Origin of the sequence: Ferdinandcohnia sp. QZ13 (genome assembly GCF_031324165.1) — a bacterium.
Taxonomy (GTDB): Bacteria; Bacillota; Bacilli; order Bacillales; family Bacillaceae_L; genus Ferdinandcohnia.
Genome location: NZ_JAVIVW010000001.1, coordinates 438,895 through 461,532 on the forward strand (window position 1 = coordinate 438,895; position 22,638 = coordinate 461,532).

21 protein-coding genes are annotated in these 22,638 nt (G+C 37.3%); 16 read left to right on the forward strand and 5 right to left on the reverse strand.

Annotated elements, in window-relative coordinates:
• Nucleotide 1: 1 nt before the first annotated feature.
• Both glgD and glgA read left to right on the forward strand, forming a co-directional pair.
• On the forward strand, nucleotides 2-1,108 hold the full coding sequence (gene glgD, locus RGU12_RS02140) for a glucose-1-phosphate adenylyltransferase subunit GlgD (protein ID WP_309534602.1): 1,107 nt from the start codon (nucleotides 2-4) through the stop codon (nucleotides 1,106-1,108).
• Nucleotides 1,109-1,120: 12 nt separating this feature from the next.
• Nucleotides 1,121-2,557 (forward strand): glycogen synthase GlgA, encoded by a 1,437-nt coding sequence (gene glgA / locus RGU12_RS02145; RefSeq protein WP_309534603.1) that lies wholly within the window; start codon nucleotides 1,121-1,123, stop codon nucleotides 2,555-2,557.
• A 36-nt stretch (nucleotides 2,558-2,593) separates the two neighbouring features.
• On the opposite strand, the gene RGU12_RS02150 is transcribed toward glgA, so the two are convergent.
• Nucleotides 2,594-2,734 carry a hypothetical protein gene (locus RGU12_RS02150; RefSeq protein ID WP_309534604.1) on the reverse strand — a complete coding sequence of 47 codons (141 nt, stop codon included), beginning with the start codon at nucleotides 2,732-2,734 and terminating at the stop codon, nucleotides 2,594-2,596.
• 45 nt (nucleotides 2,735-2,779) lie between these two features.
• Entirely contained in the window at nucleotides 2,780-2,944 is a 165-nt protein-coding gene (locus RGU12_RS02155; RefSeq protein WP_309534605.1) for a hypothetical protein, read from the reverse strand.
• Between the two features lie 130 nt (nucleotides 2,945-3,074).
• Here RGU12_RS02155 and RGU12_RS02160 point away from each other — a divergent pair, with 130 nt between their 5' ends.
• Nucleotides 3,075-3,992 (forward strand): SDR family oxidoreductase, encoded by a 918-nt coding sequence (locus RGU12_RS02160; RefSeq protein ID WP_309534606.1) that lies wholly within the window; start codon nucleotides 3,075-3,077, stop codon nucleotides 3,990-3,992.
• 34 nt (nucleotides 3,993-4,026) lie between these two features.
• Here RGU12_RS02160 and RGU12_RS02165 read toward each other — a convergent pair whose 3' ends face one another.
• Nucleotides 4,027-4,161 carry a hypothetical protein gene (locus tag RGU12_RS02165; RefSeq protein WP_309534607.1) on the reverse strand — a complete coding sequence of 45 codons (135 nt, stop codon included), beginning with the start codon at nucleotides 4,159-4,161 and terminating at the stop codon, nucleotides 4,027-4,029.
• A gap of 56 nt (nucleotides 4,162-4,217) precedes the next feature.
• A complete protein-coding gene (locus tag RGU12_RS02170; RefSeq protein ID WP_309534608.1) occupies nucleotides 4,218-5,369 on the reverse strand; it encodes a glycosyl hydrolase family 18 protein in 1,152 nt (383 codons plus the stop codon).
• A 385-nt stretch (nucleotides 5,370-5,754) separates the two neighbouring features.
• Between RGU12_RS02170 and RGU12_RS02175 the strand changes: the two genes are divergently transcribed.
• On the forward strand, nucleotides 5,755-8,244 hold the full coding sequence (locus RGU12_RS02175) for a DEAD/DEAH box helicase (protein WP_309534609.1): 2,490 nt from the start codon (nucleotides 5,755-5,757) through the stop codon (nucleotides 8,242-8,244).
• A gap of 51 nt (nucleotides 8,245-8,295) precedes the next feature.
• On the opposite strand, the gene RGU12_RS02180 is transcribed toward RGU12_RS02175, so the two are convergent.
• Nucleotides 8,296-8,928 carry a LysE family transporter gene (locus RGU12_RS02180; RefSeq protein ID WP_309534610.1) on the reverse strand — a complete coding sequence of 211 codons (633 nt, stop codon included), beginning with the start codon at nucleotides 8,926-8,928 and terminating at the stop codon, nucleotides 8,296-8,298.
• A 322-nt stretch (nucleotides 8,929-9,250) separates the two neighbouring features.
• On the opposite strand from RGU12_RS02180, the gene RGU12_RS02185 reads away from it, so the two are divergent.
• The 12 genes from RGU12_RS02185 to RGU12_RS02240 all read left to right on the forward strand — a co-directional run bounded on the left by RGU12_RS02185 (nucleotide 9,251) and on the right by RGU12_RS02240 (nucleotide 21,826).
• Nucleotides 9,251-10,513 (forward strand): efflux RND transporter periplasmic adaptor subunit, encoded by a 1,263-nt coding sequence (locus tag RGU12_RS02185; protein WP_309534611.1) that lies wholly within the window; start codon nucleotides 9,251-9,253, stop codon nucleotides 10,511-10,513.
• Nucleotides 10,497-11,177, forward strand: coding sequence for an ABC transporter ATP-binding protein (locus tag RGU12_RS02190; protein WP_309534612.1), 681 nt, complete (start codon nucleotides 10,497-10,499; stop codon nucleotides 11,175-11,177). The genes RGU12_RS02185 and RGU12_RS02190 overlap by 17 nt, the downstream gene beginning before the upstream one ends.
• Nucleotides 11,174-12,385: an ABC transporter permease gene (locus RGU12_RS02195; protein ID WP_309534613.1), complete on the forward strand. Its 1,212-nt coding sequence runs from the start codon at nucleotides 11,174-11,176 to the stop codon at nucleotides 12,383-12,385. Before RGU12_RS02190 ends, RGU12_RS02195 begins: the two co-directional genes overlap by 4 nt.
• A gap of 91 nt (nucleotides 12,386-12,476) precedes the next feature.
• Complete coding sequence (locus tag RGU12_RS02200; RefSeq protein WP_309534614.1) at nucleotides 12,477-12,929, forward strand: CBS domain-containing protein; 453 nt, start codon at nucleotides 12,477-12,479, stop codon at nucleotides 12,927-12,929.
• A 94-nt stretch (nucleotides 12,930-13,023) separates the two neighbouring features.
• Nucleotides 13,024-13,839 carry an alpha/beta hydrolase gene (locus tag RGU12_RS02205; protein WP_309534615.1) on the forward strand — a complete coding sequence of 272 codons (816 nt, stop codon included), beginning with the start codon at nucleotides 13,024-13,026 and terminating at the stop codon, nucleotides 13,837-13,839.
• A gap of 192 nt (nucleotides 13,840-14,031) precedes the next feature.
• On the forward strand, nucleotides 14,032-15,318 hold the full coding sequence (locus RGU12_RS02210; RefSeq protein WP_309534616.1) for an SPFH domain-containing protein: 1,287 nt from the start codon (nucleotides 14,032-14,034) through the stop codon (nucleotides 15,316-15,318).
• A 35-nt stretch (nucleotides 15,319-15,353) separates the two neighbouring features.
• On the forward strand, nucleotides 15,354-16,433 hold the full coding sequence (locus tag RGU12_RS02215) for a TFIIB-type zinc ribbon-containing protein (protein WP_309534617.1): 1,080 nt from the start codon (nucleotides 15,354-15,356) through the stop codon (nucleotides 16,431-16,433).
• Complete coding sequence (locus RGU12_RS02220) at nucleotides 16,427-17,257, forward strand: TPM domain-containing protein (RefSeq protein ID WP_309534618.1); 831 nt, start codon at nucleotides 16,427-16,429, stop codon at nucleotides 17,255-17,257. Before RGU12_RS02215 ends, RGU12_RS02220 begins: the two co-directional genes overlap by 7 nt.
• A gap of 408 nt (nucleotides 17,258-17,665) precedes the next feature.
• A complete protein-coding gene (locus RGU12_RS02225) occupies nucleotides 17,666-19,201 on the forward strand; it encodes a carboxypeptidase M32 (RefSeq protein WP_309534619.1) in 1,536 nt (511 codons plus the stop codon).
• Nucleotides 19,202-19,440: 239 nt separating this feature from the next.
• On the forward strand, nucleotides 19,441-19,863 hold the full coding sequence (locus RGU12_RS02230) for a Na+/H+ antiporter NhaC family protein (RefSeq protein WP_309534620.1): 423 nt from the start codon (nucleotides 19,441-19,443) through the stop codon (nucleotides 19,861-19,863).
• Nucleotides 19,864-19,907: 44 nt separating this feature from the next.
• Nucleotides 19,908-20,615, forward strand: coding sequence for an HAD family hydrolase (locus tag RGU12_RS02235; RefSeq protein ID WP_309534621.1), 708 nt, complete (start codon nucleotides 19,908-19,910; stop codon nucleotides 20,613-20,615).
• 431 nt (nucleotides 20,616-21,046) lie between these two features.
• Nucleotides 21,047-21,826, forward strand: coding sequence for an SDR family NAD(P)-dependent oxidoreductase (locus RGU12_RS02240; RefSeq protein WP_309534622.1), 780 nt, complete (start codon nucleotides 21,047-21,049; stop codon nucleotides 21,824-21,826).
• The last annotated feature ends 812 nt before the right edge of the window (nucleotides 21,827-22,638 follow it).

The window sequence follows — 22,638 nt, forward strand, 5'->3', positions numbered from 1 at the left end:
ATTGGAACGAGTAATTGGTGTTATTAACTTAGTGAATGATAAACAATATTTAAAAGAGTTAACCCAGCATCGTTGTTTGGCGGCTGTACCATTCGGTGGAAGATACCGACTGATTGATTTTACCATGTCCAATTTTATTAACGCCCAAATCAAGAAGGTTGGCGTATTCACAAAGGATAAATATCGTTCCATTATGGATCATCTCGGAAATGGAAAAGAGTGGGATCTCGATAGAAGAAATGGAGGATTGTTTATTTTACCTCCAATTCACCCGGATAAAAGCATAGTTGGTGATGTCCAGCAATTTTATGATCACCTTGAATTTTTCAAGCGATCCCATGAGGACACCGTGATTTTATCTCCTGGTCATCATGTTTATAAAATTAATTTTAATGATGTCATCAAAAGTCATAGAGAAAGTGGTGCAGACATTACAGTCGTTTATAAGGATTTTGATGGAGAGCCTGTCGATAAACCCATCTATCATAAATGCATTCTGAATGCTGAAGACAACGTGAAAAACCTAGAACTTTATACAACTCCAAAACAGGGAGATCCTGTTTGTACGGAAACCTTTGTTTTTTCAAAGAAAATGTTAATTGAACTTATTACGAAGTGCTATGAAAATGGGGAATACGATTTTATTCGAGATGTGGTTAAAGCGAATTTACAACGTCTTAAAGTAAACAGCTATCATTTTAAAGGTTATATGCCATTTATTCATTCAATTTCAAGCTATTATAAAACGAATATGGAATTCTTAAACCCACAGGTAACTAAGGAATTTTTCTTTGATAATTGGGAGATCTATACGAAAACAAAGCATGAGCCACCTGTTAAATATGCCACCACTTCAAATGTCAGCAATTCGTTAATTGCGAACGGTAGTGATATTGAAGGAACGGTTGAAAATAGTATTATTTTCCGAGGGGTAAAAATTCGTAAAGGTGCCACTGTCAAAAACAGCATTATCATGCAAAAATGCGTCATTGACGAAGGTACCTACCTTGAAAATGTGATAACAGATAAACAAGTGAATGTCACACCTGAAAAGGTAATTATTGGAGAATTTACTCCAACTGTTATAAAAAAAGCGGAGATTATTTAATGGGGGAAGGTCATGAACATATTATTCGCAGCATCAGAGTGTGCTCCATTTATTAAAACAGGCGGACTAGGGGATGTAATAGGGGCTTTACCGAACGCTCTACAACAGGAAGGAATTCATGTAAATGTGATTCTGCCGAAATATGGTGATTTAGCCGATAAATACAAGGAGCAGCTTGTATTAGAACGAATTATTGAGGTGCCATTAGGATGGCGGAAACAATATTGTGGTATTGAAAAATTAGTCCATAATGGCATTAGCTATTATTTTTTAGATAATGAGTATTATTTTAAGCGGTATGGAAGTTATGGCTTTTATGATGATGGAGAGCGTTTTGCATTTTTCTCTAGAGCGGTTTTGGAAGCAATCCCATATATAGATAGAAAGCCAGATATCATTCATTGTCATGATTGGCAAGCAGGACCTATTCCACTCTTGTTAAACGCACATTATTCCAACCATCCTGACTATCGGGGGATTAAAACAGTATTTACCATACACAATTTACGCTATCAAGGAGTTTTTCCAAAATCGGTTTTAGGTGAACTACTTGATGTAAGTGAACGCTACTTCCATATCGATGGTGTTGAGTTTTTTGGGAATGTCAGTTATATGAAGGCTGGATTAGCCTTTGCTGACGCACTTACAACCGTAAGTCCAACCTATGCGAATGAAATTCAAACAACTTATTACGGGGAGCAATTGGATGGCTTTTTACGAAAACGAAACGCTAACTTGCAAGGTATTGTAAATGGGATTGATCATGAAAATTATAATCCCGCTTTTGACAAAGCATTGTTTCACTTTTATGATTCGTATGATGGAAAAATGGAAAATAAACGAGCATTACAGGAGCATCTTGGGCTTCCCGTAAATGAAGAAGTCCCTGTAATCTCCATGATTACTCGTCTTGTTGAACAAAAGGGTATTGATCTTGTTTTGCATGTATTTGAAGAAATCCTTAATCAAAATGTACAGTTTGTTCTACTCGGGACAGGGGAAAGCCATTATGAGGATGCCTTTCGTGAATTAGCATACCGATATCCAACAAAAATATCAGCAAATATCTTTTTTGATGAAGAACTTTCTAGGAAAGTTTATGCAGGTTCCGATTTGTTTTTAATGCCCTCACAATTCGAGCCTTGTGGAATCGGTCAATTGCTCGCCTTTCGCTACGGGACACTGCCACTTGTCAGAGAAACAGGAGGACTTAAGGATACGGTTCAACCATACAATGAATTTACCGGCCAAGGTAATGGCTTTAGCTTCACCAATTACAACGCACATGACATGTTATATACAATCGAGCGCGCAATATGGTTATATCGTTTCCAGCCAAAGAAATGGAAAGAGTTATCAGAAAAGGCATTAAAACTAGATTTTAGTTGGAAAGCATCATCAAAGGAATATATAAAACTGTATGAAGAACTACAATTTGCAATCGTATAAGTTAAAAACGTTAGGGATTATTTACCCTAACGTTTTTTAGCGTTTTCTACTCAATTGAGTAAGTGCAATTCTTCTTAGCGAAGAACTACTAAAATCAGTGGCATTTCTTTTCTTCATTCGTTCACGTAGGGGATTGTCATTCATTATAGGATGCTTGTAATCATCGTTATTTTCCATCAGGGACTCCTCCTTATAGGATTACTGTCCCCGATTAAGGAATTTTTAAATCAACGGATAGTGATGCTCATAACGAGGGTTATAGTAATAGGGCGGTCTGACTCCAATTTGAGGAAGTTCAAAGCTCTGATTTAAATAATGAACTTGAACACGTTCCTTGGATTCATTCATGAGTGAAAATTTCACTTCCGGACTGTAATAATAGCGCATCGATTTAACCTCCTTGATGATTCGTTGTTAGTCTATTCAGGTTTTCTAAGAATTGAGCCCGTCTCTTTTTATCACTGTTCCGCCCGACCTTCATAGACTAAAGCAAATTGAGTTTACAGGAGGTATACCTATGTCTAACTATAGAGAAAATCAACATTACCCCATGCATCCGAATTATGGAAAAATTACAGAGTACAAGGATGTTGCCCTAACTGTACCCGAGCAGCGGCAATATCGTCAGCCGGGTGTTGAAGGACTAATGGTACCACAGCCTATTGTTGAAAATCCACAGTATAAAGGAAGTGGAAAGCTAAAAGGGAAAGTGGCGTTACTTACTGGTGGAGATAGCGGAATTGGCGCAGCTTGCGCAATTGCTTTTGCAAAAGAAGGAGCAGAAGTGGCAATTTCTTATTTAGATGAGCATGAGGATGCGAATCGAACAAAAGCAAGGATTGAGCAGATTGGTCAGCGTTGTTTGCTTTTACCTGGAGACTTGCGAGAAAAGCAAAAATGTGTAGACATTGTTGAAAAAACAGTTCAATTCTTTGGAAAGCTTGACATTCTTGTGAACCATGTTGGCATTCAATTCCAACAACTTAGTCTGCTTGATATTTCGGATGAGCAGTTTGATGATACGTTTAAAGTCAATGTGTATTCCCATTTTTATACAACAAGAGCTGCATTAAAGCATTTAAAAGCGGGAAGCTCGATCGTTAATACAGCTTCTGTTGTGGCCTACTATGGAAATGATCAACTGATTGATTATTCGATGACGAAAGCAGCAAATGTTGGTTTTACTCGAGCACTTGCTAATAATCTTGTGAAAAAGGGGATACGAGTCAACGCTGTTGCACCTGGTCGCGTTTGGACACCACTCATTCCATCGAGTTTCTCTGCAGATCAAGTTACGCTTGCAGGAAATCCAATGGATAGGCAAGGACAGCCTTTTGAGTTAGCTCCAGCCTATGTGTATCTTGCTTCTGATGATTCCCGCTTTGTTACTGGGCAAACGATTCATGTGAATGGAGGGCAAATTACTTCATCCTAAAAAAAGTGATTCTCATCGAATCACTTTTTTGACATTATTTTTCTTTATTTATCGGAACATTTTGCGGACGTTTTGGATGTCCAACTTTGTGTTCATCATCAGGACCTGTTAAAGTATTCCGTTTATCTAATACCTTACCTGTAAATTCAACCGGGTTACGATTTGCCATGTTTTTCACCTCCATCTTTTAGGATGGTTGAAAAACAAAATAACATGACATCTATTTTACTTCTTCAATGTATAATAGTTCTTTATACGTGTAGCTGCTATAGACTCATATAGTGAATTGGTTAAACTGTTTCCACCCTTTGCATCAAGACCAAGTTCCCATATCATCATGCCGCCAAAACCATGATTTAAGGCAAGCTCTGTTTTTCTAGTCATCATTGTTTGGCCATTATAATAATAGGTTGTACCATTCATATTGACGGTATCTTTTACGGCATTTTCAGGGTTGTTTTCAATAATTGCTTCATACGATACTGGCTTGATAGATGAATCAGCGGGTTGCCCATAAAATGGAACACCTAAAACAAGTTTACTCTTAGGGAGTTTGTGGGAATCAAACAACGTTGACCAGTAGTTCACAATACTCTCGGTAAATGGGTAGGGAGATAAATTCTCGGCATGATAACCGCCATCCCATTGGCCATCATAAGCCATAATGTTGACATGGTCGACATATTGAAACATGGCCGGCTCATATTTTACATAACCAAGCTCTGTTAATGTTTGTCCATGAATTTTTGAGTGTACAGCAATTGATAATTCCTTGTTATTTGCATGTAGCTTATCACCTAGAGTTTTAATAAATTGATAAAGATTCTTCGCATCTGCATCAGTACGTGGATGTTCAAAATCAATATCAATTCCATCCAGATTTTCTCGTTCAACTACTCCAATTAACTCATTGACGAGCTTTTCTTGGGAATTAGCATTTGCAAGAGCTTCTGAAAAATAATCATATGATTCGCCGCCATTCATATGGAACCAACCACCAACAGCAAGCATAGCCTTCGTATGATGCTTATGTGCATTTGTTACCATATTTCTTAGATTATCTGCGGCGTGATCGCCTGTAAAGAGGATCTGACCATCCTTTGTTGGATGAACAAAGGAGAAGATGATATGCGTTAATTTCGAATAATCGATTTGATTTGGATCGCGAAAATCCTGGATATACCCGACTAAAACCTTTGTCTGCGTTTTATCTAGTTTAGGCATTTCTTTAGGAACAGGTGTTTTGGAAGATTGCGGTGCATTCTTTGTTATTTTATTTTCAGGTTGACTTTCATTCGATCGTATCGTACCTGTTAAAAATCCACCAATAAATATCACAACCAACAAAATAGGTAGGATGATATATCGTATTTTCAAGATGCTGTCCTCCTGTTGCTTTATCCTTAAAATTGTATCAGACTGTTTATGCTTGTGGATGTGGTAATATCATCCTATATAAAGAAGTTCAAAAAGTCACCAAATGATAAGCTGCGAACCTCGGCGAATTTTGAAATAAAGTAAAAAAATAACCGAGTATATGTGCTTACGTCTACTAGATAACTCAAGGGGTAAATTCCTCAGCACAACGCTGCAAGGAGGTAGATTCTATGCAGTTGCCTCGCTTCGGTCCTCAATCCGCGAGTTCCTTGAACTTCTTGCTTTGCGATTCATCGACTTTTTGAACACATATTATATACATAATATTTTTTGGCAGTCCTATATAAACTAATAACAATACGTCTTGTTGGCAAGGAGCAAATAAATGAGCATTCAACTTGAGCAGTACTATAATCAAGCAGTTGAACGAGCAAAACAGATGATAATCGATGATATCCACCATTATTTAGAACAACTAGAAACAATGCCTACTTATGAACAATATGTACGTGAACGCGGGTCCTTTATCGAACAACTTTGGCTAAATGCTTGGCTAAATACCGCGGTGCAGGCACCTATTTCAGAAAAAAAAGCCTATTTAGAGGAACGAGGTTTTGATGTAGATGGCGTTGCAAAAAAACTGCTAAATAAATTATTTCGAACAGAGATTCGCGATGTCGAGCCTTATGACTTTATCTCCTGGCTTGAGGAAAAATTTGCAAATCAACCGAATGAATGGGAGAAAAAATATCAATCTGCAAGAGAAAATTTTGAATCTCGAATGAAGCAACAACAGGAGAGAGAGAAAAAAAGAAAATTCATTCTTAAGCTCAATTTTTATCTTAACGAGATTTTAAGTGAAAACTACGAGGAACTATACCTAAGAATTCGATATTTACTAGGTAGCCATTTAACCATTGAAATTGATCAAAAAGGAATGGTTTTATCCTCAAAAGATATAACCTTTGCTTCTTATTTATATAAAGAAACAGAACTCGCTCATAACCGTTATTTCTACCAAGAAAACTTGATCGAGCAATACGAAGATCTCATTTTACATCAACTCATGGATTTCGGTCCTAATTGGTTAAAATCTCACTTACCAGAACACTTGTTTAAAGAATGCGAAATGAGCTTCCAAGAACCATTATCTGATGCATTTTTACAGGAAGTGGCATATGAGTACTTCCTAGATGTTCGAGATGATTTATTTGAGGATATATTAGAGGAATATGTCGCTGATCTTGTTAAGTTGATTGATATTCCTTTTGATTTGGACACTCATAAAGAAATATTTGAACGAAATATTACTGAGCGGAAAGAACGAGTTGAAAAGGAAAAAGAGGAGCTTAGACGTCAGAAAGAAGAAGAACAAAGGATGATTGAAAATATTTTCGGACAGGCCTATCATTTATCTCCTGGACGAAATATCCAATATATTCTACATGTTGGAGAAACAAACACGGGTAAGACCTTTCAAGCAATTCAAAGAATGAAGGAAGAAAATAGCGGAATCTATTTAGCCCCATTACGATTATTAGCACTTGAAATCTTTGAGAAATTGAACAATGAAGGTGTACCTTGTAATTTAAAAACAGGTGAGGAAGAAAAGGTTGTAGAAGGTGCCAATCATCTATCAGCAACTGTTGAAATGCTAAGAGAAAAAGACTTTTATGAAATTGTTGTAATTGATGAGGCACAAATGATTTCCGATAAAGACCGTGGCTTCTCGTGGTATAAAGCTATAACAAATGCAAATGCAAAAGAGGTTCATATTATTTGTAGCTTTCATGCAAAATGGATGATCCTTCAGTTGCTTGGAAACTCAAATGTAGAAGTGCACGAATATCATCGGGATATTCCACTAGAAGTAGAAACTCAGCTCTTTCGTTTAAATCAAACACGAAAAGGTGACGCACTTGTTTGCTTTTCAAGAAGAAGAGTGCTTGAAACGGCTTCTGAGTTACAAAGAAATGGACGCCGAGTGAGTATGATCTACGGTAGTATGCCTCCAGAAACGAGGAAAAAGCAAATTGAACGTTTCAATAACGGCGAAACAACTGTGATAGTAGCTACTGATGCAATCGGAATGGGATTAAATTTACCGATTCGACGGATTGTTTTTTTAGAAAATGATAAATTTGATGGAACAAGAAGAAGATTATTAACCTCTCAGGAAGTGAAGCAAATTGCAGGACGAGCAGGGCGAAGAGGAATTTACGATATTGGGAAAGTGGCGTTTACAAGTGATATTAAGACAATGACACGTCTATTAGAGCACGAAGATGAACCACTTAGAGGCTTTGCAATTGCACCAACGAATGCGGTTCTGGAACGTTTCCAAAAATACTCGCGAAAAATGAGAATGTTCTTCTATCTTTGGGATCAATTTAAAAGTCCAGAGGGTACAAAAAAGGCAAGTCTTTACGAAGAACGAATGCTATATGAATTGGTTGAAGACACGATCATTGAGGCAAAGCTTTCATTACCAGACCTTTACGGCTTTTTGCATTTGCCTTTTTCATCAAATGAACCTTCACTAAGAGCACAGTGGAAGAAAACGCTCGAGGCGATTGTCGATGGAACACCCTTACCTGATCCAATTTTAAAAGAATCTGGACTTGAAGAGCTCGAACTCTCTTATAAAGCGGTGGGTCTTCATTTGTTATTCCTTTATAAATTAGGAAAGCACACAGAAACACTTTATTGGGAAAGAGTCCGGGAAGAAATTAGTGATAAAATCCATGAACAATTAAAGTCAGGAATCCAGACAACTAAAAGAGTCTGTAAACGTTGCGGTAAAAACCTTCCAATCGGATTCTCATTTGCTATATGTAATGAATGCTATTTCGAACGACCAAGAAGAAGTGGATAAAACAAACGCATATTTTCAAAAAGTAGCTTAACGGCTACTTTTTTTGTGCCTTTATCCCCATAAAGTCTTGATACCCTTATAGGCAAAATAACCCCCGAAGGCAACTAAAGATAAACCAGATAAAACGGAAATCCAAATGAGAACTATACTATTAAGAAACTTACGAAATACGGTTGTATGTGATGCCACAAAAAGATCCCACAGGGTCAAGCCAAGAAAAATCATAGAGCTATAAATTAACAAATTACTGGTTCCGTTTTCTTGTGCTGTTTTAGCTAAAACAGATCCATAAATTCCGAGCCAAAATAAAATCGATAACGGACTTGTAATTGACATTATAAACCCCGTTAGAAAGCACTTTATTAGAGACTCTTTGTCGCGGTTATATTCAAGTTCAAGTGAATTAGCCCCAAGCATACTTTCTATTCCCGAATAAAGCAGAATAAAACCGCCAAACAACCACAAAAACACTTGTACCGGTGGTATTTCAAGAAAATGAACTAAACCTAGGTATACGATTAACATAAAGATAGCATCTGCAATCATTGAGCCGAAGCCCACCACCCATGCATGCAAAAATCCATTTTTAATTCCTTTATCTAAGCGTGCTGAATTAACCGGACCGATTGGAGCAGCTAGTGTCAAGCCTAAAAGAATATAGCTAAATAAAATCGTTACATTCAAATGCATTCACTCCATCTACAAAGAAATACAACTTGTACATTTTATGAAAAACACTTGAACGTATTACTGTTTGTCCAAAAAAATAAGGATTTGTTCATAAACCAATAGTTCTTATCAATCAACTTGTTCTATCAAAGTGGGTCTTTTTATGTAAAAAAGTAATAAGATTTGTAAAAAAATGAAACCTTTTGGCAATCTTTGCCGTCTTACTATTTAGGGATAAATTTGATATTTTTAATCACATTCAGCTTTGTTAAACAAAAATTTGGTAGATAGAGAGATTCAGAATTTACCCGAAGAAATGAAAACAATAGGGGGAAATATGGTGAAGAAAAAGAAGGTTTTAATTTGGGTCTTGTCGATTGTGGGTATCTTGGCAATCGCGGGTGGAGCAGCTGCCTTCTTGCTTAAAGAGCGAAGCGTTGCATCGGTTGGAAATCAAATGGAAGAAGTGAATGTAACCGTACAAAAAGCAAAAGAGCAAGAATTAATTGAAACAATTCTAGTAACAGGTGAAATCGTGCCTGAAGGCGAGCAGAAGGTTTTCTTAAATCCAGAACATGGGGAAATCAACGAATATAAAGTAGAGGAGAATCAAACTGTAAAAGCTGGTGACCCGCTGTTTGTCTATGATTCTTCAAAGTTAGATACAGAGTTAGCTCGAGCAACGAGAGAAAGAGACTTAATCCAGACAAGAGCAAAAACGGAACAAAACCAAATTGCGGCATTAAATAAACGGATTGAAGGAGCGAGAAAAGCTCTTGCCGCTCAAAAAAATAAACCAAAAACTGAAACTGAAGAAGGCACAGAACCACAAACAGCAGAAGAAGTTCCAGTTGAAGATGTGAACCAACTTACAAGCGAAAAGGTACAAATGGAGCTTCAATATGAAAATACGAAATCAGAAATTACAGCAGCGAGTGAACGAATCACAGAAATTACGAATCAGAAAAAAGAAATGACCGTTGTCAGTAAAATTGACGGCATCATTGTTAAAGTCAATAAAAATGTAGCTGCTACCGAAGCGGGTGCTAATGAGCCTGTTATACATATCATTTCTAATAAACCTTATAAAGTTATTGGGACAATGAGTGAGTTTGATGCAGTTAAAATCCAACAAGGACAAGAAGTCATTGTCCGTCCAAAGGTTTATAAGGATCGCGAATGGAAAGGTGTTGTCGAATCCGTTTCCCATTTTCCAAATGATAATGGCGGTGGAGGAGAAGGTGAGTTTTATGGAATGGGTGGCGGCGGAAATGTCACAATGTACCCTTTCAAGGTGGGAATAACAGACGACACATCTGAACTACGTCAAGGGTTTCACGTTTCTCTTGAGGTACGAATTCCCGGAACTGAAATTCTTCCTGTTATCCCACATACTGCTATTTTAGATGAAGGTGGAGTAGCAGTTGTATATGTGTTAGCCGACGGACTCTTACAAAGACGAGAAGTTCAAACTGGATCAATGAATGATGAATTTATCCAAGTTACAGAAGGTGTTACAAAGGATGAACTTGTTGTTTTAACACCATACGAAGGAATGTACGATGGAATGGAAGTGACCTCCTTTGATGAAGTTGAGTAAGATTACAAAGATATATGGAAATGGTGCACTTGAAGTACCAGTTTTACATGGAATTGATTTAACAATTGAAGATGGGGAATTCATTGCCATTATGGGTCCATCTGGTTCAGGAAAATCCACTTTAATGAATATTATTGGATTTTTAGACTCGCCTACTTCAGGTACGTTTGAATTAAATGAGGAGAAAATTGGTTTGGTCAAGGATAACAAGCTTGCAAAATTACGTAACGAGCATGTCGGTTTCGTTTTTCAGCAATTCTTTCTGCTGCCAAGACATAATGCACTAAAAAATGTCGAATCTCCACTTATATATGCAGGCGTGCCGAAGCGGGAACGTACTGAAAGAGCTAAACAAATGTTGGACAAGGTTGGACTCGGGGACCGGGTCAAACATTTACCGAACCAGCTTTCAGGTGGACAAAAACAAAGGGTGGCGATTGCAAGAGCTCTTGTAAATAATCCTTCGATTGTATTAGCAGACGAACCAACCGGTGCTCTTGACTCTAAAACGAGTGAACAAATCATGGAACTAATGGTTCAACTAAACAAAGAAGGTAGAACCGTCATTATCGTCACACACGAGGAAGAAGTGGCAGCATATGCAAATAGGGTTATCACCTTAAAAGACGGGCTGATAACGGATGATCAGAGGAGAAGTCAATGAGTCTATTGGAAAGCTTCAAAGTAGCATTATCCTCGATATGGAATCATAAGGTTCGGTCAATTTTAACGATGCTCGGGATTATCATTGGCGTAGCCGCTGTTATTATAATTGTAGCAATTGGACAAGGCGCCAAAACGAAAATGACGGAGGAACTATTTAGCCTAGAAAAAAATGCGGTCGATATTTGGTATCAGCCTATGCCTAAAGAGGGAGAAGAGGAATCAGAAATGTTCTGGGTAGAACCTGAATTATCCTCTGAAGATGTTGATACTCTTTCCCAAGTTCCTGGTGTAAAAGCTGTAATCGCGACAAACCAAGGCTGGGGACCCATGACTTACAATGATAAACAGGGTGAAATGGAAATTACCGGGGTTGGACCTGAATTCTTTACAGCTCGTGATATTCAAATTGTCGAGGGTCGACCTATCAATGCTCGTGACAACGATGGAAGAAATCGTGTCGTAATGATTGATACTGTAGCAAGAGAAAAATTCTTTAAAGACAAGGAAGATGTAATCGGTGAAATTGTCGACCTTAATGGGAACCCCTATAAGTTGGTCGGTGTCTATGAATCGCCGATTCCTGAACAATATCGTTACAATGAATCAGGCGAAATGCTCATGCCGCGAGGAGTTATTTCGATGATGTTTGGAAATCGAGAAATCGAGCGCTTAGCTATTATTGCTGATGATCCAGAACGAATATCTGAAATCGGTCGCTCTGCCGCTGATACATTAACAAGAGCAAAAAAGCTCGAAGACGGAATGTACACAGTAAACGATTTCTCACAATATGAACAAGAAGTGGATACTGTTCTTACCATTATGACCTTGGTAATCGGAAGTATTGCAGGCATATCTTTATTAGTAGGTGGAATCGGTGTAATGAACATTATGCTCGTTTCCGTTACTGAAAGAACGAGAGAAATTGGTTTACGAAAAGCACTTGGTGCAACACGTGGACGAATTTTACTCCAGTTTTTAATTGAATCGATGACATTAACCTCATTAGGAGGTCTACTTGGAATTGGACTTGCAGCACTAGGAACCATTATCGTTTCGATTTATTCTCCAATCTCTGCGAGTGTGAGTCCTCTTGTCGTGATTATTGGCGTTGGATTTTCCGCATTCATTGGGATTATTTTTGGTATCTTACCGGCAAACAAAGCTTCAAAGCTTAGTCCAATTGATGCATTACGTTATGAATAAGGCTGGATTTCCAGCCTTTTTTTATTTTAAAATAAAAATGAATATATCTGGTAAACTAAGATTGGATTAAGGTACCCAGAGGAGGATTCATTTGCAGGCTCAACATATTATGAAACGGGATGTAATCACCGTAAAGAATACGGACACGGTCAAAACTGTCGTCGAGAAATTTATACAATACGGTATAAGTGGGCTTCCTGTAATCGATGATAATGACCATATAATCGGATATATAAGTGATGGAGACATCATGCGTTTTATCGGAAAACATAAAGACATTATGATAAACACATTTGACTATATGGCAGTCATTAAGGATCAGGATGAATATGAGGTACGGGCCCAGAAATTACTTGAACTCAACGTTATGGAGGTTGCCAAAACATCCGTTTTAAAGATAGCTTATAGAGAAAAAGTGGAAAATATTGCAGCCATACTTGGAAAAAAGCATATCAAGAAACTGCCTGTTGAAAGAGATGGAAAGTTAGTTGGAATTATTAGCCGTGGTGACGTCATACGAGAATCATTTAGAAGTTTGTTGTAAAATAGGAGACCTCTTCTTTTTTTATTTTTCCTAAAGGAAGTTGCCAAAAAATGTCGAAATTTTATAGATAGACATTCGTAAAGGTGGGAGAAGAATGATTCATCAAAAGTATGAATTGCAACATAACGATGAAAAAGCTGAGCTATACACGTATATCTTAGATAATTCACCAAGTATTGACCCAGACCGGAGAAGGCCAATGATTGTCATCTGCCCCGGTGGCGGCTATGTACATACATCTGACCGTGAAGCAGAACCCGTTGCCATACAAATGCTCAGTAAAGGATTTCACGCAAGTATTCTAAGGTATAGTGTGGAACCAGCTGTTTTTCCAACATCCTTGGGCCAATTAGCAAGTGCAATTGGCTTAATTCGTGACCATGCTGAAAGCTGGAATGTAGATCCCGATAAAATCATTGTTATGGGTTTTTCGGCTGGTGGCCATTTATCAGCAAGTTTAGGCGTTTTCTGGAATCGGGAGTTTCTAACAAAACAACTCACATATTCAAAAGAGCAAATTAAACCAAATGGATTAATTTTAAGCTATCCGGTTATTTCTTCAGGCGCTTATGCACACGAAGGGAGCTTCAAAGCATTATTGGGAGATAAGTTCGAAGATCAACATAGTCGTGACTTTTTATCATTGGAAAACCAAGTATCAAATGAAACTCCACCGACATTTTTATGGCATACGGTTTCAGACACTGCTGTCCCAGTGGAAAACAGTATGCTATTTGCGCAAAGCTTATTAAAACTCAACGTCCCGCTCGAAATGCATATCTATCCTAATGGTGTCCATGGATTATCTCTTGGAACAGAGGAAACACAATCAAACGGACGATCTGATCATATTCAACCAGAGATAGAAAATTGGATTGAGATGGCAGCTAGATGGATAAAGGGATTATAAAAAACTGGCTGGGTTTCCATCCAGTTTTTCTTGTGAATTTTTTCCACCTTCACAAATTGCCTAACAAAATGAAACCATTTGCCTATTAAATCCGTATTACAATAGTAACTGGTACAATACAGTAGAACTATAAACTGATATCATGAGTATATATCGTTGTAAGACTTTAGCTTTATGCAGGAGGGGTTTTAAATGGGAATTATTAAAGCTGCAGTTGGTGCGGTTACAGGAAACTTAGCGGATCAATGGCTTGAGGTAATTGAGCCTCAGGAAATGAGTGATACAACCGTTATGTCGGTTGGTGTAAAAGTTCGCGCTAAAGATCGTCGAAATCAAAACTTTAAAGGGACAGATTCAACAATTACCAATGGTTCAATCATTCACGTGTACCCTAATCAATTTATGATTTTAGTTGATAGTGGAAAAATTATTGATTATACAGCAGAAGAAGGTTATTACCAAGTTGTAAACTCTTCACAACCGTCCTTATTCAATGGTCAATTTGAAGAAGCATTGCACGAAACCTTCAATCGTTTTAAATTTGGCGGTGTGCCATCTACATCGCAAAAAGTGTATTTTATCAATCTTCAAGAAATCAAGGGAATCAAATTCGGTACGCGAAACCCAATCAATTACTTTGATAATTTTTATAATGCGGAACTATTTTTACGTGCACATGGGACTTATTCAATTAAAATTGTTGACCCCATTAAATTTTACATGGAAGCCATTCCACGAAATAAATCAAACGTCGATATCAATGACATAAATAGTCAATACTTATCTGAATATATGAATGCATTACAGACTGCTATCAATAAAATGTCCGCAGATGGCATTCGGATTTCACATGTCACTTCGAAAGGGATGGAGCTTGCAAAATACATGGCAGAAGTCCTTGATGAAGATTGGACCCGAATGCGCGGGATGCAGATTGAATCTGTTGGAATCAACAGTATTACGTACGATCAGGAATCACAAAAGCTCATAAACATGAGAAACCAAGGGGCTATGCTTCAGGACGCATCCGTTCGTGAAGGGTATGTTCAAGGTGCGATTGCAAGAGGTTTGGAAGCCGCTGGATCCAATGAAGGTGGTTCTATGCAAGGTTTTTTAGGCATGGGGATGGGAATGCAAGGTAGTAGCGGTTTTATGGGTACTGCTTCTGAAACCAATCGTCAGCAAATGCAGCAACAGATGCAACGCCAGGAAAGCCAACAGTCGACTAACCCAAATCAATGGAAATGCTCATGTGGGCATACGAATACGGGTAACTTCTGTTCAGAATGTGGTTCACCAAAACAGGAAGCTAAAAAAGACACATGGAAATGCCAATGTGGCCAAGAGAATAACGGGAAGTTTTGTTCAAACTGTGGCAGTAAAAAGCCTGAGGAACTTACATGCAAAAAATGCGGGTTTAAACCGTCTAATCAAAACGCAAAATTCTGTCCAGAATGTGGAACCCGTTTTGAGAATTAATCAACCATATACAAAAAAAGAAGAGGTGATAGTGGTTGGGGGTTGTAGTATATAAATGTATAAACTGTGGCGGACCATTAGCATTTAAAGCAGACACCCAAAACTGGACCTGTGATTATTGCTTAAGTGAATTCACGGAAGAAGATGTCAAGAATTTTATTGATAACGAAAAGGCTAATGAAGAAGCGGATACAAGTGAAGATGCATTACATCAAGCAAAGGAATTGGATCAAGAATTCAACGAGAAAGCAACAGGGTATACATGTAGCAGTTGTGGCGCAGAAATCGTAACCGATGACACCACTGCTGCAACCTTTTGTTATTATTGCCATAATCCAACGATTATCCCTAGGCAGTTAGAAGGAGAATTTCGTCCTGAAAAGGTCATTCCTTTTAAAATTGATCGTAAAAAAGCGGAAGAATTATTTGTAAAATGGTGTAAAGGGAAACCACTACTCCCTAAATTTTTCACTTCAAATTCACAGCTAGAAAAATTATCAGGGATCTATGTACCATTTTGGTTGTTTGATAGTAACACTTCCGGAAAAATCGAAGGTGAAGCTAGAAGAGTCAGAACGTACACTAGAGGAGATACAAGGTATACCGAAACAAAGTATTATAAGGTCATGCGGGAAGGAATAGCAAAATTCCACGATGTACCCGCTGACGGTTCAAAGAAAATGGATGATGAACTGATGACCATTCTTGAACCCTATGATTATAAGGACTTAACCGATTTTTCAATGTCCTATTTGTCTGGTTTCTTTGCAGAAAAGTATGATATGAACCAAAATGACGTTTACGGAAGAATTTCTAGTCTACTTCGTGAAAATTTAGGAACGTTACTCCAAGGGACCATTCATGGGTACAGCTCGGTTTCCATCCATAATACAAATGTAAGGCTATCAGGAGTTAAAGCTAGATACGTATTATTACCAGTTTGGATGTTTACGTATCAATTTAAAGGCAAGACCTATGTCTTTGCGATGAATGGTCAAACCGGAAAAATCGCCGGGAACTTGCCCATTAGTATCGGAAGAGCAAGTAAGTGGTTTGGTATGATCTCAGCAAGTGTTTTTGCAGTCTTGTCGTTAGGAGGGTTATTTTTATGGTAAAGAAAAAAGTTATCATTCTACAATTCTTCCTCCTGATCATGTTAGCTTTTGCAACTGCTACATTTGCTAACTCTGAGTATGTTTTTGACCAAGCGAATTTATTTTCAGAAACAGAGATCGTAGAATTACAGGAACAAGCTAGTAATTTAACCGAACAATTCCAAATGGATATCCGAATTGTCACCACCAATGATAGTGAAGGAAAAACAGCAAGACAATATGCAAGTGATTTTTATGACAGTCATGGATTCGGCTACGGTGAGACGGAGGATGGAATTTTATACTTAATTGATATGGATAATCGTGAAGTGTACATCTTTACAAGAGACCGGATTGTTGATTACTTTCCGGACTATACCGTTGAGGAAATTCTTGACCACGTCTATCCATATCTAACTGAGGATGCATTTGGTGAAAGTGCGAAAACCTTCTTGTCCGATTTAGAAGCAACGATGAACGCTGGGATTCCAGAGGGATCAACCTCCGATAGAGATGGAGGTTACGCACAAACAGATCCATCTTATTCATCTTCTTCAGGTACCTCACAAGGAGAATTAGTTCAAGAGCTCTTAATCTATTTTGCAATTGCAATTGGGGTTGGGGTGATTTCGGTTGGAGTGATGGCAATGTATAACAAAGGACGCTCCACGACAACTGCCAGTACTTATTTAGAGTCCAATTCTTTTAATGTAACGAATAAAATGGACCGACATTACAATACACGAGTAACACAGCAAAAAATTCAGCAGAACACAAATAGTGGGGGAGGCTCTTTTTCCGGCGGCGGTGGTGGCAGATCTGGCGGCGGGGGAAGAGGATTCTAGGAAGCATGAGGAGATATGTCCTCATGTTTTTTTATTTGTCAAAGGGGAGGAATCGTCATTGTTATTTCACGATAACACCCAAATTAGTGAGGGATAATTTATTTCCCAAAGTTATTCAACATATACTTAAGCAAGGGTTATTAAAAGGGCTCAAATTGGGTTTTAGAGCAAAAAATATTTGCGCTTCGTTATTTAGAAAAGGAACCGCAAAGAATTTTTTCTATGACCAATGTAGATTTGCACATTTTTAAACTGTTGATAGGGGATTATGCTGATTTTTATCTGGTTTTATATTTTAATAAAAGGTTATTTTTTATTATTAATTTTCTAAATTTTTATTTATAATAGGTGATATAGACTATACAGTCGATTTTATTTTCGAGATAAATCTCGAAAAGGGGGAGTAATATGTCTGATCAACAAGTATTAAATACTGAACTACAAGAAAAGGTAAGTCAATTTAAAAAATTAGACGAAAAAATTACGCATCTAAATAGCGTATTAGCTCTTGCAGATTGGGATCAAAAAGTAATGGCCCCTAAAAAAGGGCGTTCCTTGTTTGCAAATTCAATTGGTACGCTATCAACCGAGATATTTAAGTTATCGATCTCGAAAGAAATGGGAGAGCTATTAGAGGTATTAACAGCTGAAGATTTATATGAGCAACTGGATGACGTTACCAAAGCAATTGTACGTGAAAGACATAACTTTTATAAACAATCAAAAAGCATTCCAACGGAACTTTACAATGAATATATCGTGTTGACTTCAAACGCGAATGACGCATGGGAGGAAGCTAGAGAAACGAATAATTTTGAAGTCTTTCTACCTTTTCTTGAACGAATAGTCGAAATCAAAAAGCAATTTACTGAGTATTACGGGTATGAAGGGCATCCATACAATGCCTTATTAAATGAATATGAGCCTGGATTAACAGTTGAAAAGCTGGATCCACTTTTTGAGGAATTACGAAGAAGCAGTATCGATTTGTTAAATCGGATCAAATTATCCTCTTCTAAACCAAATGGCGACATTTTCGAAAAACTTTACAACCCAGATGTACAGAAAAAGTTTAATAAATTCCTACTTCCGCTAATTGGATTTGACATGAATGCTGGACGACTTGATGAAACTGTTCATCCATTTGCCCAAACCATTAATACAGGCGATGTCCGAATCACAACTCGTTATTTGGAACATAATGTTCGTTCAGCAATCTTTGGTACAATCCATGAAGCAGGACATGGTATTTATGAGCAAAATATTAATCCTGAATTAGAAGGTACATCAATCTGCAATGGAGCATCATTCGGTATTCATGAATCACAATCAAGATTTTTAGAGAATATGGTTGGTCGTAGTGAAGAATTCTGGAATTTCTTCTATCAAGATCTACAGGATCACTTCCCTGACCAATTAGGAAAACTAGATGTAAAAGATTTTTATCGAGCCATTAATATTGTGGAGCCATCTTATATTCGAGTTGAGGCAGACGAATTAACATACAACCTACATATCATGCTTCGTTACGAAATCGAAAAAGGACTTATCAGTGGAGAAATTGCAGTAAAGGACCTTCCAAAGGTATGGAATGAGAAGATGAATGAGTATTTGGGGATCGTTCCTCCAACTGACACATTAGGTGTGCTTCAAGATGTTCACTGGTCATTTGGTGGTCTAGGATACTTTCCATCCTACTCACTTGGAAATTTATATGCTGCCCAAATTTTGAATACCATCAGGAAGGAGCTCCCTGACTTCTACGGTCATATTGAAAGAGGAGAATTTAGTGCCATTCAATCTTGGCTTAAGGAGAAAATCCACCAATACGGTGGTATTTATACTCCTGATGAATTAATAAAGAAGGTCACTGGTGAAAGCTTGAATGCTACATATCTGGTGAACTATTTAGAAGATAAATATTCGAAGGTTTACCAGCTATAAAAGAAATTACTTTTAAAATTGTAAAAACAGAAAGTAAAACCCCGTTCCTATATTGGGACGGGGTTAGTTGTATTAAATCAGGGTATGCTAACCGAATATAATTTTTTAAGGTGAAATGGTATAATCCTTAATGGAAAATACAGTTAAGGAAGCAGTAGGAGTGAAGAAAACTGAACAACGATAGATTTACAATTAGTCAAATATGTAATCTCCTAGCTATTACACTTACAGGAGTACTATTGTCTGTAGGCTTTCATATACCATTATTTATTGGATTTTTACCTGGATTTATTTTTCTCGTTTCTTTAATATCAAAGAAAGGAACGCCTGTTCGGAAGATGTGGAAAGTATGTAAAAGGGGAGTAAGCAAAACACAAACAGTCATTCTCATTCTATTTCTAGTTAGTTTTATCCTTCCTTCGTGGTACGAAGCAGGTACAGTTAACCTATTAGTTTCGATTGCATTACAAATTATTACACCTGATCATTTCTTTTTGTTCTCCTTTATGGTTGCTATGCTTTTTTCAATGATGTTATTTTGTGGATTTGGACTACTTGTTGATGTTTCCTTAACCGAGAAACTGCATCAGACCGATTTTCGACACATTGCAATGTCTCATTGCTCAAAGGAACAACCAAAGTTGACGCTCTATTTTCTCTAGTTGAAAATAAGTGATATCATCATACTATAAGGAGGGCTATGAGAATGGATACGATAATTTTTGATGTCGATGATACACTATATGATCAAGCACAATCTTTTTATAAAACGGTGAGGAAGCTTTTTCAAGAGCCATTTTCAGACGAAGAAATCGATCAATTATATAAAGCTAGTCGTAAGTATAGCGAGATTTTATTTGACCAGAGTGAAGCAGGTGAAATATCTCAATTTGAATGGCAAACCGGACGAATCATGGCTGCTTGTAAGGATTTTAACATCCCTATAGATACGGAAAAAGCGACTATTTTTCATGAATCGTATGTGACCGAACAAAAACACATTACCTTATTTCCGGAAGTCGAAGAACTACTGAATATACTTTACAAAGAAGGGAATCAGATTGGAATTCTTACAAATGGTGAAGAAAAACATCAAGCAATGAAAATTAAACAGCTCGGCCTTAGTCGGTGGATTCCGGCAGAGATGACGTTTATTTCTGGTACGATTGGTCATGCAAAACCGAAAAGAGAAGTATTTGATTTTATAGAACAGAAACTGGACCTTGACCAAACCAAAACCGTGTATATCGGGGATAATTTTGAAAAAGATATTATCGGAGCAAAACAAGCAGGCTGGCAAGCGATCTGGATGAATCATCGTAAGAAAGATTTACCCACTAACGCTACCTATAAACCAGATAAAGAAGTACATAGTGCCAAGGAGTTATTAGAATTATTTGTGAAAAAGGCTTAGGTCTTTATGGTAGGAATCAGCGATTGTCATCCTGGTTCCTATTTAGGTTTCATTGAAAACTTATTATATGAATTGCATTGAGCGGGTTTTTAAACAAAACGAAAGCATTAGTTTTACAAGAACTGTCATCTAAAAAAGGCTCTTTGATGCGCAGTACAATGAAACTACTATTGATGGTGAAAATATTCACTTTCCAAAAATAGGACATTTAACGACCCAAATAATCAAAATGATAAGATTTTTGGTAACAATATGGATAGGGTTATTGTGACCGTTCAAGATATGAATAGTATCGAATAAGGTTGATGAAATGAAACTGAACAAAATATGACAGCCCTGAAAAGTCCGTCACAGAGCCTTTAAATAAATCTCCTTGTCAGATTCCCTTTATGATAAAATTTAGATAGTTCTAACTATAAGGGGTGGATGGTGTGAGATTTGAAAATCAAGTGGCGCTTATTACCGGGGGGACTTCTGGAATTGGGCTAGCAGTAGCAGAACAATTACTTCATGAGGGGGGAAAAGTTGTCATAGTAGGTCGTAATAGGGAACGCGGAAACTCAGCCCTAGAAAAACTGAAACAGATTAGTCCACATGTTCTTTTTCTATCAGTTGATGTAAGCAAAGGAATAGAAGTAGAACAGATGGTAAAAGAAACAGTGGACACATTTGGAAGAATCGACTTTGCCTTTAATAATGCGGGAAATGCAGAAGGTACGCCCGCATTGACACATGAATTCAGTGAAGAAGACTTTGATCATATGATGGGCTCTACAATCAAAGGAGTTTGGTTGTGTATGAAGTATGAGCTGCAAGCTATGATTGAAAATGGTAGTGGTTCAATCGTTAATACATCATCCCTGGATGCCTTAATTTGTACGGCATACACGACAGCTTATGCAGCTGGGAAAAGTGGAATTCTGGCATTAACCCGCGGAGTAGCCCAAGAATATGGAAATAAAGGAATTCGAGTTAATGCCATTACACCAGGTGCAATCAGGACTCCGATGATGGAACGAAAATTTGAAAACTTGACTGAAGAGCAATCAGAATGGTTAGAAGAAAAGTACAACAGCCTGAATGCCTTAGGAAGAATGGGGACCTCTTCCGAAGCGGCAGATGTGGTAACCTGGTTATTTTCTAAAGAATCTTCCTTTGTAACAGGTCAAAATATCATTGTTGATGGTGGAGTTTCCATCGTGACAAAATAAAGCTGTTGGGACCTAGAACCAAGGATGGTCAATAAGTGAAGTAATTAATAAGCTAATCCGTTTTTCTTTAACGATACTCGCATAAGAAAAGTATATATAAAATCACTTATAGAAAGAGAAGCAGTGGATTCCACATCAGAAACCACACTGCTTTTAACCATATATTAACCTAACGATTATGTGTAGTACTATCTTGGGATACCTGTTACTGCTTATTTGCCTTTTGCCATATTTTTATAGAGTTTACCTTTTATTACGATAGTAGCGTCTATCTTCAAACAACTTAAACGTAACAAGAGAAAGACTGGACACATATAAAAGTCTTCCTAGCAGCATACATTCATATTTTGTGGACTTAGACCAATTGTTAAAGTTACCTTGTTACTTGTATTATAAAACCAACAAGCAAAACTCTCAGAAGTCTAATACAAATTTCTAACTAAACCAACGTCGATTGAAAGACGTTGGTTTTTATGTTTATAAAGATTTGTTCTACTATAATCAACCTGAGCATGTAAAAAACGCGATTATTTTCTTGTGTGAGATACAGAGACATGAGAAAAACTTACGATAGTCATTTCATTCACCTGTAATCATATCCTCATTCGGGACTTTTTGGGCAGGAAAATATAACGATAACAGTCTAAAAATTCAATAAAATGATTATATACGTACTTGTATTAAGGGGCTTACCATTGTTTTGATATATAGACCTTTTTGTGTGAAAGCAGCGTTAAATAGGTTTATATATATTTTCTAGAAAGGAGGATATACGAATTATTATTTTTGCCCATTACTAGGAAAAGGTGGTA

Excerpts from the sequence above, each read along its gene's own strand:
- RGU12_RS02175 (WP_309534609.1), top strand. The coding sequence starts at position 5,755 with ATGAGCATTCAACTTGAGCAGTACTATAATCAAGCAGTTGAACGAGCA.
- glgA (WP_309534603.1), top strand. The coding sequence starts at position 1,121 with ATGAACATATTATTCGCAGCATCAGAGTGTGCTCCATTTATTAAAACA.
- RGU12_RS02195 (WP_309534613.1), top strand. The coding sequence starts at position 11,174 with ATGAGTCTATTGGAAAGCTTCAAAGTAGCATTATCCTCGATATGGAAT.
- RGU12_RS02150 (WP_309534604.1), bottom strand. The coding sequence starts at position 2,734 with ATGGAAAATAACGATGATTACAAGCATCCTATAATGAATGACAATCCC.
- RGU12_RS02165 (WP_309534607.1), bottom strand. The coding sequence starts at position 4,161 with ATGGCAAATCGTAACCCGGTTGAATTTACAGGTAAGGTATTAGATAAA.
- RGU12_RS02220 (WP_309534618.1), top strand. The coding sequence starts at position 16,427 with ATGGTAAAGAAAAAAGTTATCATTCTACAATTCTTCCTCCTGATCATG.
- RGU12_RS02210 (WP_309534616.1), top strand. The coding sequence starts at position 14,032 with ATGGGAATTATTAAAGCTGCAGTTGGTGCGGTTACAGGAAACTTAGCG.
- RGU12_RS02225 (WP_309534619.1), top strand. The coding sequence starts at position 17,666 with ATGTCTGATCAACAAGTATTAAATACTGAACTACAAGAAAAGGTAAGT.
- RGU12_RS02155 (WP_309534605.1), bottom strand. The coding sequence starts at position 2,944 with ATGCGCTATTATTACAGTCCGGAAGTGAAATTTTCACTCATGAATGAA.
- RGU12_RS02185 (WP_309534611.1), top strand. The coding sequence starts at position 9,251 with ATGGTGAAGAAAAAGAAGGTTTTAATTTGGGTCTTGTCGATTGTGGGT.
- RGU12_RS02160 (WP_309534606.1), top strand. The coding sequence starts at position 3,075 with ATGTCTAACTATAGAGAAAATCAACATTACCCCATGCATCCGAATTAT.
- RGU12_RS02235 (WP_309534621.1), top strand. The coding sequence starts at position 19,908 with ATGGATACGATAATTTTTGATGTCGATGATACACTATATGATCAAGCA.
- RGU12_RS02205 (WP_309534615.1), top strand. The coding sequence starts at position 13,024 with ATGATTCATCAAAAGTATGAATTGCAACATAACGATGAAAAAGCTGAG.